Here is a 15,109-nt window from a genome sequence, read left to right as displayed (position 1 = left end):
TTTCTGTGGTAGCGGATCCTACCACGACTCGACAGGTTAAAAACACTGGCAGTCTGAGTGTTAATCAGTATGGATGGATTAACATCTGGATGGCTATTTTAGGTCAATCCTTCACCCGATTTCCACTTTTTTTTGAATCGTGTCTCATTCTGTTAAAAACGTGGCTGGAAATTTTTCCTGACAATGCTGGCATTCTTTGTATTTATCTTTTGCAATTTTCTGCCATTGTGGGGTATAAAACGCGACGCGCGGCTTAAATAAAAAGCACACGACGTTTCTTTCGTGTTGCCACTTCCAGCCGGGTTGAAATCAGAGTTTTGGCTTGTGGGTTCGTCTTAACGGGCGACCGTGGAGGTGATACGAAATAATGAACCGTTGTCTGCTGCTTAACCTGTCTCACCGTTCTGGTGAAGATTCGTTCCCCGCACTCTGCATCTCTGCTTTGCATACCTGCCGATGTTATACCCATCTCGGCGCTTCTCAGGATTCAAGAGCTGGTTACAGTTACTGAGGACTGAACAAGGGCGCTCTTGTAAAAACAAGAGTTTTCTCGTGGTTTCGCCGAACTGTCACACTTACGTTCGGTTATGTGCTTAATAATGTTATGAAAAAGAAACCGGTTGCGCAGTCGGAGCGTCAGCATACACTGCTAGAAAATCCATGTGCTTATGGGTTGTTATCGCAGTTTCAGGCTGCGATAGTGGTTAACTGTTTTACACTTAATAAAATAATTTGAGGTTCGCTATGTCTGACGACATGTCTATGAGTTTGCCTTCGTCAGCGGGCGAACACGGTGTACTACGCTCCATGCAGGAGGTTGCAATGAGCTCCCAGGAAGCCAGCAAGATGCTGCGTACTTACAATATTGCCTGGTGGGGCAATAACTACTATGACGTTAACGAGCTGGGCCACATCAGCGTGTGCCCGGACCCGGACGTACCGGAAGCTCGCGTCGATCTCGCGCAGTTGGTGAAAACCCGCGAAGCACAGGGCCAGCGTCTGCCTGCACTGTTCTGTTTCCCGCAGATCCTGCAGCACCGTTTGCGTTCCATAAACGCCGCGTTTAAACGTGCGCGGGAATCCTACGGCTATAACGGCGATTACTTCCTCGTTTATCCGATCAAAGTTAACCAGCATCGCCGCGTGATTGAGTCCCTGATTCATTCTGGCGAACCGTTGGGGCTGGAAGCAGGCTCGAAAGCAGAGTTGATGGCGGTGCTGGCGCATGCTGGCATGACCCGCAGCGTGATTGTCTGTAATGGTTATAAAGACCGCGAATATATCCGCCTGGCATTAATTGGCGAGAAGATGGGCCACAAGGTCTATCTGGTCATTGAGAAGATGTCAGAAATCGCCATTGTGCTGGATGAAGCAGAACGTCTGAATGTCGTTCCTCGTCTGGGCGTACGTGCACGTCTGGCTTCGCAGGGCTCGGGTAAATGGCAGTCCTCCGGCGGGGAAAAATCGAAGTTCGGCCTGGCAGCGACTCAGGTACTGCAATTGGTTGAAACGCTGCGTGAAGCCGGGCGTCTCGACAGCCTGCAACTGCTGCACTTCCACCTTGGTTCGCAGATGGCGAATATTCGCGATATCGCCACGGGCGTTCGTGAATCCGCGCGCTTCTATGTTGAGCTGCATAAGCTGGGCGTCAATATTCAGTGCTTCGACGTCGGCGGTGGTCTGGGCGTGGACTATGAAGGTACCCGTTCGCAGTCCGACTGCTCCGTAAACTATGGCCTCAATGAATATGCCAACAACATCATCTGGGCGATTGGTGATGCGTGTGAAGAAAATGGTCTACCGCATCCGACGGTAATCACCGAATCGGGTCGTGCGGTGACTGCGCATCACACCGTGCTGGTGTCTAATATCATCGGCGTGGAACGTAACGAATACACGGTGCCGACCGCGCCCGCAGAAGATGCGCCGCGCGCACTGCAAAGCATGTGGGAAACCTGGCAGGAAATGCACGAACCGGGAACTCGCCGTTCTCTGCGTGAATGGTTGCACGACAGCCAGATGGATCTGCACGATATTCATATCGGCTACTCTTCTGGCACCTTTAGCCTGCAAGAACGCGCATGGGCTGAGCAGCTTTATTTGAGCATGTGCCATGAAGTGCAGAAGCAACTGGACCCGCAAAACCGCGCTCATCGCCCGATTATCGACGAGCTGCAGGAACGTATGGCGGACAAAATGTACGTCAACTTCTCGCTGTTCCAGTCGATGCCGGATGCGTGGGGGATCGACCAGTTGTTCCCGGTACTGCCGCTGGAAGGGCTGGATCAAGTGCCGGAACGCCGCGCTGTGCTGCTGGATATTACCTGTGACTCTGACGGTGCTATCGACCACTATATCGATGGTGACGGTATTGCCACGACAATGCCAATGCCGGAGTACGATCCGGAGAATCCGCCGATGCTCGGTTTCTTTATGGTCGGCGCATATCAGGAGATCCTCGGCAACATGCACAACCTGTTCGGTGATACCGAAGCGGTTGACGTGTTCGTCTTCCCTGACGGCAGCGTAGAAGTGGAACTGTCTGACGAAGGCGATACTGTGGCGGACATGCTGCAATATGTACAGCTCGATCCGAAAACGCTGTTAACTCAGTTCCGTGATCAAGTGAAGAAAACCGATCTTGATGCTGAACTGCAACAACAGTTCCTGGAAGAGTTCGAGGCAGGTTTGTACGGTTATACCTATCTTGAAGATGAATAATTAAGATTATTCCGCTGGCGGGTCGATTTATTTACGTAAATTGGCCCGCTTTCTTTTTATATATTCTTAAAAATAATTTAGCTGCTTTTCTTATTAAATAATCTCCCTACAATCGCTGCATTAATTAAATGCAGAGGGAACGGTTATGAAAAAATGGAAAGTACGTAGCGCGTTGGTGGCATTAATCGTGCTGCTGGCAGGTTGCGCAAGTAATGCGCAGTATAATAGCAGTGCATCGGGCAATGTCGGCACCGCCTGGGGTGGAGATGTGCACTCAACGGTTCAGGGCGTATCTGCTGAGCGAGCCTGGCGCGATCCGGCGGAGATGATCGTTATTAGTTATTCGACTAATGTTCCTTCCGGCTACGACCGCGTTTATAGCATTCGTATTAACGAACTGGAATATGCTATTCGCGATGGTAATTTTAATTCTCTACCTATTACGCGGGTTTATGATTCATCAAATAATGAACCACGCTATATTGTCCATGCCAGAGTAGGAATGAATTATCAATTATATGTCCGCAATTACAGTCGTAACACCAACTACGAGATCGTTGCTACGGTTGATGGCCTGGATGTTCTGAACGGTAAGCAAGGTTCGCTGAATAACAACGGTTATATTGTGAATGCCGGAGATTCGTTAGCGATTAAAGGATTCCGCAAAGATAAACATACCGAAGCGGCTTTTCAGTTCGCCAACGTTGCTGATTCCTACGCAGCCAATTCGGCGCAAGGCGATGTGCGTAATATCGGTGTAATCGGCTTTGCCGCCTTTGAATTACAAGGCCCGGCGCAAAACGCGCTGCCGCCGTGCTCTGGGCAAGCGTTTCCGGCGGACAACAATGGCTATGCGCCGCCGCCGTGCCGTAAATAGTAACCTTGCTTGATGCCTCGCCCATTTAGGGCGATAATTAGCACAAACTTGTGTTTCGCAAATCCAACCCTTCCTCGTCGGGCCTAACGACGCGGAAGGGTTTTTTTATATCGACTTTGTAATAGGAGTCCATCCATGAGCACCTTAGGTCATCAATACGATAACTCACTGGTTTCCAACGCCTTTGGTTTTTTACGCCTGCCGATGAACTTCCAGCCGTATGACAGCGATGCTGACTGGGTGATTACTGGCGTGCCGTTCGATATGGCCACTTCTGGTCGTGCGGGTGGTCGTCACGGTCCGGCAGCTATCCGTCAGGTTTCGACGAATCTGGCCTGGGAACACAACCGCTTCCCGTGGAATTTCGACATGCGTGAGCGTCTGAACGTGGTGGACTGCGGTGATCTGGTATATGCCTTCGGCGATGCCCGTGAGATGAGCGAGAAGCTGCAGGCGCACGCCGAGAAGCTGCTGGCTGCTGGTAAGCGTATGCTCTCCTTCGGTGGTGACCATTTTGTTACGCTGCCGCTGCTGCGTGCACATGCGAAGCATTTCGGCAAAATGGCGCTGGTACACTTTGATGCCCACACCGATACCTACGCGAACGGTTGTGAATTTGACCACGGCACCATGTTCTATACCGCGCCGAAAGAAGGTCTGATCGACCCGAATCATTCCGTGCAGATTGGTATTCGTACCGAGTTTGATAAAGACAACGGCTTTACCGTGCTGGACGCCTGCCAGGTGAACGATCGCAGCGTGGATGACGTTATCGCCCAGGTGAAACAGATTGTGGGTGATATGCCGGTTTACCTGACCTTTGATATCGACTGCCTGGATCCTGCTTTCGCGCCGGGAACCGGTACGCCGGTAATTGGCGGCCTGACCTCCGATCGCGCCATTAAACTGGTACGCGGCCTGAAAGATCTCAACATCGTTGGGATGGACGTAGTGGAAGTGGCTCCGGCATACGATCAGTCGGAAATCACCGCTCTGGCAGCGGCGACGCTGGCGCTGGAGATGCTGTATATTCAGGCGGCGAAAAAGGGCGAGTAAGTAATCTGCCAGGTTGAATTTTTTGCACAGTCCCTTGTCTGGCACAAGGGACTTATCATTTAAAACCTATCCTGTTAATTAAGTCATCTTTACCCTGACTGCTGTTTTTTAATGGATTGTTATTATCGCGTTTTTAATGGAATAAATAGATGAAACGCACTCTTCCCTGGAAGCCTCTTCTTTGTTTGTTATTTCTTTTATCAACTGGCTGCGATAGAGCAGAAAAACAGAAAATTGCCGCACAGCTGCAACAAGACAAAGAGGCCATTTCCTCTGTCGTCAAAAAGAGTTATCACGCATTATGTGGCCCTGAGTTTGTCACCAGCACAGATTCGCACGATCGCCTTGCGGAAATGCAGCAAGTATTTACGCCTGCTTTAATGGAGCCTGTACTGAAATACTGGCAAGAGTCACCCAAAACGTGTAAACGACGTTTCCCCAGTTATAGCGATCCTTTAGCGACCTTCGTCGAAGGCGACAAGGCGCAGATTGGTGCTTTTTTTGGTCACCAATCTGATATTGATATTCCAATGGAATTAATCCGGGAAGGGGATGGTAAATGGAAGATTGCTGCGATTGATATTGCATCGTTACACGAGTTTGAAAAAAACGGTCGGGTTACTGATGAGGTGCAGAAAAAAATAGATTTGCTTAAAAAACGCTCATTCAAGCAACATATGGATTCCCCTGTGTTGACGAGGACCGCGCCAGACCGGGTCAGTGAGTCCCCTTTGACATCGGTGGAGCAAACAGTTACGGAGCAAGACTCTTCCTGGCTGGATGTCTTACTGACAATAGGAAAATATGCCCTTTATCTGGTAGCGATAATACTTATTCTCGCATTTGTGGCTGTTTTGTGGATTGGTTATGGCCTGGTGTTCGCCGGACATCGCCTTTTCAAAGCATCCTGTAAAGATCCCTCAATTCAAAAAATTCCTGCGGCTGAACGTTGGGCGATGGCAGTCGGCGCGCCTTATGCCATTGCGGGTAACAATCACTGGGCGCGACGAGTCGTTAATGATGATTCCGTGGAAGCAGAGAATGATTGCAAAAGTGAAGTTGAGTCACTTGCTGACATGTGGGGCGTCTTTGATCGGGATTCGTTACTTGAGCAACTCTTAGCTTTGTTTGTAGCAGGGCATCGTTCAGTTTATGAAGAACAGATCAAAAACGATAGCGAAATGCCGGATGCTGAGTATCGCGCGTTCGCTCAGCAATTAGCTCAGAACGCGAAATCAAGTAGCGAAGCGAAAGAGCGTTTGTGGCAGCTACAGATGGTCAGAAAAAATCGACGTAAAATATGCGACATAGATTTTTGTGCCTGGGATATGGTGCGTTTTGTCATGCTATGTAATAGCGGGGCGCAAGTGGGATACATTACCCAGCGTGAAATGGTCGATTTTTCGATGCTGGCAGCCAGACGCGTGCAGCAACATTATAGAAGCTGGCGCGAATTGGCCGGACATTTTTTGCTGGCCCGTTGGTACTGGAAAGCAACGGATAAACGGCACCTGATTACCCATATTCTTTTTAAGAAAGCCATTACATCTTTATTAAAAGAGCAGGGGAGTCCGTGGCGTACTTTACCCTGGGATACTCCATTACCTGAAGGAACAGAGACGGCTTTTGCCTGGGCTTGTGGCGTAAGCACTGCCGATGTAGTAGAGGTGCGATTGGATACACCAGAGAAAGCAATCTACGAAGCGAATTGATGCCCCAAATGATTGAGCTTGTTTAATGACTGTGGCCGGCCCTGAATGAAAATTTCTCCGACATTCCTGTCGGAGAAATATGAAATCACTTTATCCCATCCGCGCTCATACGATCGCGAATATGCTGGGCGCGTTCGGCGGATGCCGGATGGTCGTCAAACATTGAGCTTTGGCGGCCTTCTTCCAGTTTCGCCAGTTTTTCAAAGCTGGTGGCAAGGCCTGCCGGGCTGATGCCGCGTTGACGCAGCAAATCGTAGGAATAATCATCCGCCTCTGCTTCCTGGCGCTGGGAGAATTGCGAGTTGACTAATTTTTCGCCCAAGTCACCGAGTTGTGATTGCGATAAACTGCCGACAATCCCGCCCGCAGAGGCCGCAGCTACTCGTACGGCATTTGTACCAAGCGCTACCTGCATCCCTTTCTTCACATGGCCTAACGCCACATGGCCCATTTCATGGCCGATCACCGCTTCAACTTCGTTATCGGTCATCATATCCATCAGGCCGCTATAGACGCGGATACAGCCGTTTGCCATCGCAAAGGCATTCACATCCTTCGCCATATACACTTTGTAATTTACCGGCTGGCCGTTGATGTTATTTCCCAGCGCATTAGCAATAGTGGTCAGACGTTTAGCGTATTCGCTACCGTCTGGCGCAATCGTCGCCTTGCTGTCCATCTCCTGGCACGCCTGATCGCTCAGGGCTTTTACCTGCGCATCGCTCAAACTGTAAGCCTGAAAAGCTTCCGCTCCTGATGAGAGCAGTCCACTGGAGTCCATATTCTGGCAACCGGTCAGTACCGTTGCCATGCTCATTGCTACCAATAAGACGCGAATTTTCATGTTTTCTCTTCCGCACAAGGTCAGGATTATTCTAAAAATGCGCCGTTTGCAGGTGAATCGACGCTCGTCCTAAGTATAAGAAAAAGCGCAGCGGACGGGCGAGCAGATTGCGCAACATGCGAGCATGATCCAGAGATTTCTGAAACGGCAAAAGGATGTTCCATGTACATGACGCGCGGCTTGCGGTAAATTGTTGGCAAATTTTCCGGCGTAGCCCAAAACGCGCTGTCGTCAAGTCGTTAAGGGCGTGCCCTTCATCATCCGATCTGGAGTCAAAATGTCCTCACGTAAAGAGCTTGCCAATGCTATTCGTGCGCTGAGCATGGACGCAGTACAGAAAGCCAAATCCGGTCACCCGGGCGCCCCTATGGGTATGGCTGACATTGCCGAAGTCCTGTGGCGTGATTTCCTGAAACACAACCCGCAGAATCCGTCCTGGGCTGACCGTGACCGCTTCGTGCTGTCCAACGGCCACGGCTCCATGCTGATCTACAGCCTGCTGCACCTTACCGGTTACGATCTGCCGATGGAAGAACTGAAAAACTTCCGTCAACTGCATTCCAAAACTCCGGGCCACCCGGAAGTGGGTTACACCGCTGGTGTGGAAACCACCACTGGTCCGCTGGGTCAGGGTATTGCCAACGCAGTCGGTATGGCGATTGCAGAAAAAACGCTGGCGGCGCAGTTTAACCGTCCGGGTCACGACATTGTCGACCACTACACCTACGCCTTCATGGGTGACGGCTGCATGATGGAAGGCATCTCCCACGAAGTTTGCTCTCTGGCGGGTACGCTGAAGCTGGGTAAACTGATTGCGTTCTACGATGACAACGGTATTTCTATCGATGGTCACGTTGAAGGCTGGTTTACCGACGACACCGCAATGCGTTTCGAAGCCTACGGCTGGCACGTTATTCGCGACATCGACGGTCATGACGCAGCATCCATCAAACGCGCAGTAGAAGAAGCGCGCGCAGTGACCGACAAACCGTCCCTGCTGATGTGCAAAACCATCATCGGTTTCGGTTCCCCGAACAAAGCCGGTACGCACGACTCCCACGGTGCGCCGCTGGGCGACGCTGAAATTGCCCTGACCCGCGAACAGCTGGGCTGGAAATATGCGCCGTTCGAAATCCCGTCTGAAATCTATGCTCAGTGGGATGCGAAAGAAGCAGGCCAGGCGAAAGAATCCGCATGGAACGAGAAATTCGCTGCTTACGCCAAAGCTTATCCGCAGGAAGCCGCTGAATTTACCCGTCGTATGAAAGGCGAGATGCCGTCTGACTTCGACGCGAAAGCGAAAGAGTTCATTGCTAAACTGCAAGCTAATCCGGCGAAAATCGCCAGCCGTAAAGCGTCGCAGAATGCTATCGAAGCTTTCGGTCCTCTGTTGCCGGAATTCCTCGGCGGCTCCGCTGACCTGGCACCGTCTAACCTGACCCTGTGGTCTGGTTCTAAAGCAATCAACGAAGATGCTGCGGGTAACTACATCCACTACGGTGTTCGCGAGTTCGGTATGACCGCGATTGCTAACGGTATCTCTCTGCACGGTGGTTTCCTGCCGTACACCTCCACCTTCCTGATGTTCGTGGAATACGCACGTAATGCCGTACGTATGGCTGCGCTGATGAAACAGCGCCAGGTGATGGTTTACACCCACGACTCCATCGGTCTGGGCGAAGATGGCCCGACTCACCAGCCGGTAGAGCAGGTCGCTTCTCTGCGCGTGACCCCGAACATGTCTACATGGCGTCCGTGTGACCAGGTTGAATCCGCGGTCGCGTGGAAATACGGCGTTGAGCGTCAGGACGGCCCGACCGCGCTTATCCTCTCCCGTCAGAACCTGGCGCAGCAGGAACGTACTGAAGAGCAGCTGGCAAACATCGCGCGCGGTGGTTATGTGCTGAAAGACTGTGCCGGTCAGCCGGAACTGATCTTCATCGCCACCGGTTCTGAAGTTGAACTGGCGGTTGCTGCCTACGAAAAACTGACTGCCGAAGGCGTGAAAGCGCGCGTGGTTTCCATGCCGTCTACTGATGCATTCGACAAACAGGATGCGGCTTACCGTGAATCTGTACTGCCGAAAGCGGTTACTGCTCGTGTTGCAGTAGAAGCAGGCATTGCTGACTACTGGTACAAGTATGTTGGCCTGAATGGCGCTATCGTCGGTATGACCACCTTCGGTGAATCTGCTCCGGCTGAACTGCTGTTTGAAGAGTTCGGCTTCACCGTTGACAACGTTGTTGCGAAAGCAAAAGCGTTGCTGTAATCGGTAAGATGCTTTGTGAGAAGGGCCGCGAAAGCGGCCCTTCAGATTATTGGCAAAGTGCGCGTTGTTCATGTCGGATGCGGCGTGAACGCCTTATCCGACCTACAAGATCGTGCAAATTCAATATATTGCAGGAAGTATGTAGGCCTGATAAGCGTAGCGCATCAGGCAGTTTTGCCTTTGCCATCATTCTCAAGGGCCGCGAAAGCGGCCCTTTTTTTACTTAGTAGAGATAAACGGAACTGTGCTACCTGGAATCATGGTATCGGGCAGCTTACCGTCCCAGCGCTCAGCAGTGGTGAGGGCAACAAGTCCGGGATTATCTCGCAGAGCTTCCCCGCGCAGGCGGATAGCTTCTGCTTCAGCCGCACTTTTTAAACGAATAGTTTCAGCTTCGGCCGCGCCTCTTACGCGAATAGTCTCTGCTTCTGCTTTGGCTGCCGCCAGTTTACTGTCTGCTTCTGCCTGGGCCTGAGTTACCGCAATTTGCGCCTGGATTTTCTCTGTTTCCAGATTTTGCTTACGCGTGGCAATGGCGACTTCTGCTTTCATTCGGTCTTCAATCGACTTTTCATAAGCGTCAGAAAAATCGATGTTTTCAATCTGGACCCCGTCAATTACCACTGGCCCAACAACGGCTTTGCGCATGGCATTTTGCAGATCCTGAACCAGTTTTGTACGATCCTGTACGGCGCTGATGGCGGTATATTGGCCGAAAACGTTCTCCAGTTGAGTTGGCAACTGACGGACAATCAGACGATCTTTTAATGCTTCAATGGTGTTGTAGGTGGTATAAACCGCGCCTGCTTCTGAAGGTTTTATGTGGAAGCTGACTGATACTGTCATTTGTGCCGGTTGCTGGTCGCGGCTGTAGGCCTGTAATCCCTGATAGACCACAGCCTGATTACGCGTGGAAATTTTCTCCACGCTTTCCATAAAAGGGATCTTAAAACCCAGACCCGGCTCGGCAACTTTTACGATTTTTCCGTAGCGCAGCAAAATGCCGCGTTCACCTTCATTAACGGTGTAATACGAGAGAAATGGCAGCACAACCACGGCAAGCACGCCAATGGCGATAGCAATAGATTTTTGTGGGCGAAATGAGGTTATAGAAACAGGTGCTTTCATGACAATCTTCCTTGAGTAAAGTATGGGAATATGTCACATGAGGTGAGGAGAAAACAGCCGACAGGTGAGAATTCAGAATCTATAAAGGGGTATAGCGAAAAAACATTGCATTAGAAAAGTATGTTTTCGAACATTCAATAAACAAATAGAGATATGCATCACAAATACAATAACAAACAAAATATTGATTTTGTGACAAACATGACAAATACAAAGTTGACTTTAAAAATATCAATTTCATATTGTTGTTATTTAAGGTTTTATTATTTTGGTTTATGGGGTTTTTCTTCTCGCGTACCCAATTGCTTTCATTAAACCGCACGAGTATTTTATTTTTACCGCCGGACGGTACCCTAAAAATAAAATAAGGATAATTTATGCGGCTTATTGATTATTTTCCAGAATCATCAATCTCAGTTATACATTCAGCAAAAGACTGGCAGGAAGCTATCGATTTCTCGATGGTATCATTGCTGGATAAAAACTATATCAGCGAGAATTACATTCAGGCAATTAAAGATTCCACCATTAACAATGGCCCTTATTATATTCTCGCAACAGGCGTGGCAATGCCTCATGCGCGACCGGAATGTGGGGCGCTTAAAACCGGGATGTCACTGACATTACTCGAACGACCAGTGTATTTCCCGGGGAATGACGAACCGATTAAATTACTCATCGGGCTTTCGGCTGCCGATGCTGATTCGCACATTGGCGCTATTCAGGCGTTAAGTGAATTACTGTGCGAAGAAGGAATACTCGAACAACTATTAACAGCAATATCAGAAAAACAATTAGCGGACTTAATCAACCGCGGATAATTACTCTCTCCTCTACAGGATAATATTATGGAAAACAAGTCTGCTCGTGCAAAGGTCCAGGCTTTTGGGGGCTTTTTGACGGCAATGGTCATCCCCAATATTGGTGCTTTTATTGCCTGGGGTTTTATTACTGCATTATTTATTCCTACGGGTTGGCTGCCTAACGAACATTTCGCCAAAATTGTCGGCCCGATGATTACCTATTTATTGCCCGTGATAATTGGTTCTACAGGTGGTCATCTGGTCGGTGGTAAACGCGGTGCGGTCATGGGCGGAATAGGGACGATTGGCGTTATTGTCGGTGCTGAAATTCCGATGTTCCTTGGCTCAATGATCATGGGACCGTTAGGTGGGCTGGTCATAAAATATGTCGATAAAGCACTGGAAAAACGCATACCTGCTGGTTTTGAGATGGTTATCAATAACTTCTCATTAGGTATCGCGGGGATGATTCTCTGTCTGCTGGGTTTTGAAGTCATCGGCCCGGCGGTGTTAATTGCCAATACTTTCGTCAAAGAGTGTATTGAAGCACTGGTACATGCAGGCTATCTGCCTTTGCTGTCAGTCATCAATGAACCGGCGAAAGTGCTTTTCCTCAATAACGCGATAGATCAGGGCGTCTATTATCCGCTGGGGATGCAACAGGCATCAGTTAATGGCAAATCCATCTTCTTTATGGTGGCATCCAACCCTGGGCCCGGCTTAGGACTGCTGCTGGCATTCACTCTGTTTGGTAAAGGGATGAGTAAGCGCTCTGCACCTGGTGCGATGATTATTCACTTCCTCGGTGGGATCCACGAACTGTATTTCCCGTATGTGCTGATGAAGCCGTTGACCATTATCGCCATGATTGCGGGCGGTATGTCTGGCACCTGGATGTTTAACTTACTGGACGGTGGTCTGGTTGCAGGCCCAAGCCCAGGTTCTATCTTTGCTTACCTGGCGCTGACGCCGAAAGGCTCGTTCCTGGCGACAATTGCCGGAGTTACGGTAGGCACGCTGGTGTCCTTTGTCATCACTTCCCTGATACTGAAGATGGAAAAAACAGTGGAGACTGAGAGCGAAGATGAATTTACCGAGTCAGCCAATGCGGTTAAAGCAATGAAGCAGGAAGGCGCATTCTCGTTAAGCCGTGTTAAGCGTATTGCCTTTGTTTGCGATGCAGGGATGGGCTCCAGCGCGATGGGCGCAACCACCTTCCGTAAACGCCTGGAAAAAGCAGGGCTGGCAATTGAAGTAAAACATTACGCCATAGAAAACGTGCCTGCGGATGCGGATATCGTCGTTACTCATGCCAGTCTGGAAGGGCGCGTGAAACGTGTGACGGATAAAACGCTGATATTGATTAATAACTATATTGGCGATCCAAAACTCGACACTTTATTTAATCAATTAACCGCCGAACATAAAAACTGATTGCAGAGGTAAAAATGAAAACCAAAGTTGCTGCTATTTATGGCAAGCGGGATGTCCGTCTGCGCGAATTTGAATTGCCAGAAATTACCGATAATGAACTGTTAGTGAGTGTAATTTCTGACAGCGTCTGTTTATCGACCTGGAAAGCGGCGTTACTCGGTAGTGAACATAAACGCGTACCCGACGATTTAGAAAATCATCCGGTCATTACCGGGCATGAATGTGCCGGGGTTATTGTCGAAGTGGGTAAAAATCTCACCGACAAATATAAAAAAGGTCAGCGTTTTGTATTGCAACCGGCGATGGGGTTACCAAGCGGATATTCAGCGGGCTACAGCTACGAATATTTTGGCGGTAACGCCACCTATATGATTATTCCAGAGGTAGCCATTAATTTGGGCTGCGTATTACCGTATCACGGCTCTTATTTTGCTGCGGCGTCGCTGGCAGAGCCTATGTGCTGCATTATTGGCGCTTATCATGCCAATTATCACACCACGCAATATGTTTATGAGCATCGCATGGGCGTCAAACCTGGCGGCAATATTGCACTGCTGGCGTGTGCAGGTCCGATGGGAATTGGCGCTATCGATTATGCCATTAACGGCGGCATACAACCGTCGCGGGTGGTGGTGGTCGATATCGACGACAAACGTCTGGCGCAGGTGCAGAAGTTGCTGCCAGTGGAGCTGGCGGCCAGTAAAGGCATTGAGCTGGTGTATGTGAATACCAAAGGGATGAGCGATCCTGTCCAGATGCTACGGGCGCTGACGGATGATGCCGGGTTCGATGACATTTTTGTTTATGCGGCGGTGCCTGCTGTTGTTGAAATGGCGGATGAATTACTGGCGGAAGATGGCTGCCTGAACTTCTTTGCCGGTCCGACGGATAAAAACTTCAAAGTGCCGTTTAATTTCTACAACGTCCATTACAACAGCACTCACGTCGTCGGTACATCCGGTGGTTCAACGGACGACATGAAAGAGGCGATTGCCCTTAGCGCCACGGGGCAGTTGCAGCCGTCGTTTATGGTGACCCATATCGGTGGCCTGGATGCGGTGCCAGAAACCGTGCTCAATCTGCCGGATATCCCCGGCGGCAAAAAACTCATTTATAACGGCGTGACCATGCCGCTCACTGCCATTGCCGATTTTGCCGAAAAAGGCAAAACCGATCCGCTGTTTAAAGAGCTGGCGCGGCTGGTTGAGGAAACGCACGGCATCTGGAATGAACAGGCCGAGAAATATCTGCTGGCGCAATTTGGCGTTGATATTGGGGAGGCCGCGCAATGATGTTCCTGGCGTGGCCATTATTTCGCGTTACGGAACAGGCAGCGTTGGCTGCCTGGCCGCAAACCGGCTGTGGCGACAAAAATAAAATTGATGGCCTGGCGGTCACCGCGATGCGCCAGGCGTTGAACGACGTCGCTTTTCGTGGGCGAGTGGTTATCGGCGAGGGAGAAATTGACCATGCGCCGATGCTGTGGATTGGCGAAGAGGTGGGCAAAGGCGATGGGCCAGAAGTCGATATCGCGGTTGATCCCATTGAAGGCACGCGGATGGTGGCGATGGGGCAGAGCAATGCGCTGGCGGTCATGGCTTTCGCCCCTCGAGATAGCCTGTTACATGCGCCCGATATGTATATGAAAAAGCTGGTTGTTAATCGACTGGCTGCCGGGGTGATTGATCTGTCTTTGCCCCTGGCGGACAACCTGCGCAACGTGGCGAAAGCGTTAGGCAAACCGCTGGACAAGCTGCGCATGGTTACGCTGGATAAACCGCGCCTGAGAGCCGCAATTGAGGAAGCAACACAGCTGGGCGTGAAGGTTTTTGCCCTGCCGGATGGCGATGTCGCCGCCAGCGTGCTGACCTGCTGGCAGGATAATCCTTACGATGTGATGTACACCATCGGTGGCGCACCGGAAGGCGTTATTTCTGCCTGTGCTGTTAAAGCGTTGGGTGGGGATATGCAGGCGGAATTAATCGATTTTTGCCAGGCCAAAGGTGACTACACCGAAAATCGGCAAATCGCAGAACAGGAGCGTAAGCGTTGTAAGAATATGGGTGTTGAAGTCAACCGTGTGTACTCACTCGACGAACTGGTGAGGGGGAACGATATCCTCTTTAGCGCTACGGGCGTGACGAGCGGCGAGCTGGTGAACGGTATCCAACAGACGGCGAATGGGGTGCGGACGCAGACATTACTGATCGGCGGCGCGGACCAAACGTGTAATATAATAGACTCCCTGCATTGATGGTGATCTAT

14 protein-coding genes are annotated in these 15,109 nt (G+C 50.4%); 12 read left to right on the top strand and 2 right to left on the bottom strand.

Translation table 11 applies throughout. The features are described 5' to 3' along the window. The first annotated feature begins 5 nt into the window (after positions 1-5). The 7 genes from D9734_RS23730 (at position 6) to D9734_RS12725 (ending at position 6,366) form a co-directional block, all read left to right on the top strand. The gene (locus D9734_RS23730) at positions 6-257 is read left to right on the top strand and encodes a hypothetical protein (protein WP_130207893.1); all 252 of its coding nucleotides are present in this window, start codon (positions 6-8) and stop codon (positions 255-257) included. 110 nt (positions 258-367) lie between these two features. Further along, positions 368-511 (top strand): protein YqgG, encoded by a 144-nt coding sequence (gene yqgG / locus D9734_RS23725; protein ID WP_001297404.1) that lies wholly within the window; start codon positions 368-370, stop codon positions 509-511. 93 nt (positions 512-604) lie between these two features. Next, on the top strand, positions 605-736 hold the full coding sequence (yqgB, locus tag D9734_RS12745) for an acid stress response protein YqgB (RefSeq protein ID WP_001338822.1): 132 nt from the start codon (positions 605-607) through the stop codon (positions 734-736). A gap of 8 nt (positions 737-744) precedes the next feature. Further along, positions 745-2,721 carry a biosynthetic arginine decarboxylase gene (gene speA, locus D9734_RS12740; RefSeq protein ID WP_010347927.1) on the top strand — a complete coding sequence of 659 codons (1,977 nt, stop codon included), beginning with the start codon at positions 745-747 and terminating at the stop codon, positions 2,719-2,721. Between the two features lie 145 nt (positions 2,722-2,866). Beyond that, positions 2,867-3,598 (top strand): hypothetical protein, encoded by a 732-nt coding sequence (locus D9734_RS12735; RefSeq protein WP_130207889.1) that lies wholly within the window; start codon positions 2,867-2,869, stop codon positions 3,596-3,598. Between the two features lie 135 nt (positions 3,599-3,733). After that, entirely contained in the window at positions 3,734-4,654 is a 921-nt protein-coding gene (gene speB / locus D9734_RS12730; protein WP_000105566.1) for an agmatinase, read from the top strand. A gap of 149 nt (positions 4,655-4,803) precedes the next feature. Next, a complete protein-coding gene (locus tag D9734_RS12725) occupies positions 4,804-6,366 on the top strand; it encodes a DUF1266 domain-containing protein (protein ID WP_130207887.1) in 1,563 nt (520 codons plus the stop codon). Between the two features lie 85 nt (positions 6,367-6,451). Here D9734_RS12725 and loiP read toward each other — a convergent pair whose 3' ends face one another. Then, positions 6,452-7,210 carry a metalloprotease LoiP gene (loiP, locus tag D9734_RS12720; RefSeq protein WP_130207885.1) on the bottom strand — a complete coding sequence of 253 codons (759 nt, stop codon included), beginning with the start codon at positions 7,208-7,210 and terminating at the stop codon, positions 6,452-6,454. Between the two features lie 277 nt (positions 7,211-7,487). Here loiP and tkt point away from each other — a divergent pair, with 277 nt between their 5' ends. Next, positions 7,488-9,479, top strand: a complete 1,992-nt coding sequence (gene tkt / locus D9734_RS12715; protein WP_000098613.1) for a transketolase — start codon at positions 7,488-7,490, stop codon at positions 9,477-9,479. 219 nt (positions 9,480-9,698) lie between these two features. On the opposite strand, the gene D9734_RS12710 is transcribed toward tkt, so the two are convergent. Beyond that, positions 9,699-10,607, bottom strand: coding sequence for a prohibitin family protein (locus tag D9734_RS12710; RefSeq protein ID WP_000646923.1), 909 nt, complete (start codon positions 10,605-10,607; stop codon positions 9,699-9,701). A 377-nt stretch (positions 10,608-10,984) separates the two neighbouring features. On the opposite strand from D9734_RS12710, the gene cmtB reads away from it, so the two are divergent. The 4 genes from cmtB to glpX are packed head-to-tail and all read left to right on the top strand — an operon-like array spanning position 10,985 to position 15,098. Continuing rightward, a complete protein-coding gene (cmtB, locus tag D9734_RS12700; protein ID WP_130207883.1) occupies positions 10,985-11,428 on the top strand; it encodes a PTS mannitol transporter subunit IIA in 444 nt (147 codons plus the stop codon). A gap of 27 nt (positions 11,429-11,455) precedes the next feature. Then, entirely contained in the window at positions 11,456-12,844 is a 1,389-nt protein-coding gene (gene cmtA / locus D9734_RS12695) for a PTS mannitol transporter subunit IICB (RefSeq protein WP_130207881.1), read from the top strand. Positions 12,845-12,858: 14 nt separating this feature from the next. Next, positions 12,859-14,136 (top strand): zinc-binding dehydrogenase, encoded by a 1,278-nt coding sequence (locus D9734_RS12690; RefSeq protein ID WP_130207879.1) that lies wholly within the window; start codon positions 12,859-12,861, stop codon positions 14,134-14,136. Further along, positions 14,133-15,098: a class II fructose-bisphosphatase gene (gene glpX / locus D9734_RS12685; RefSeq protein WP_130207877.1), complete on the top strand. Its 966-nt coding sequence runs from the start codon at positions 14,133-14,135 to the stop codon at positions 15,096-15,098. Before D9734_RS12690 ends, glpX begins: the two co-directional genes overlap by 4 nt. Positions 15,099-15,109 lie beyond the last annotated feature (11 nt).

Source organism: Escherichia sp. E14S1 (assembly GCF_004211995.1).
Lineage (GTDB): Bacteria > Pseudomonadota > Gammaproteobacteria > Enterobacterales > Enterobacteriaceae > Escherichia.
Note: the sequence above shows the minus strand (reverse complement) of the source record. Positions and strands in the feature narration are given on the sequence as shown.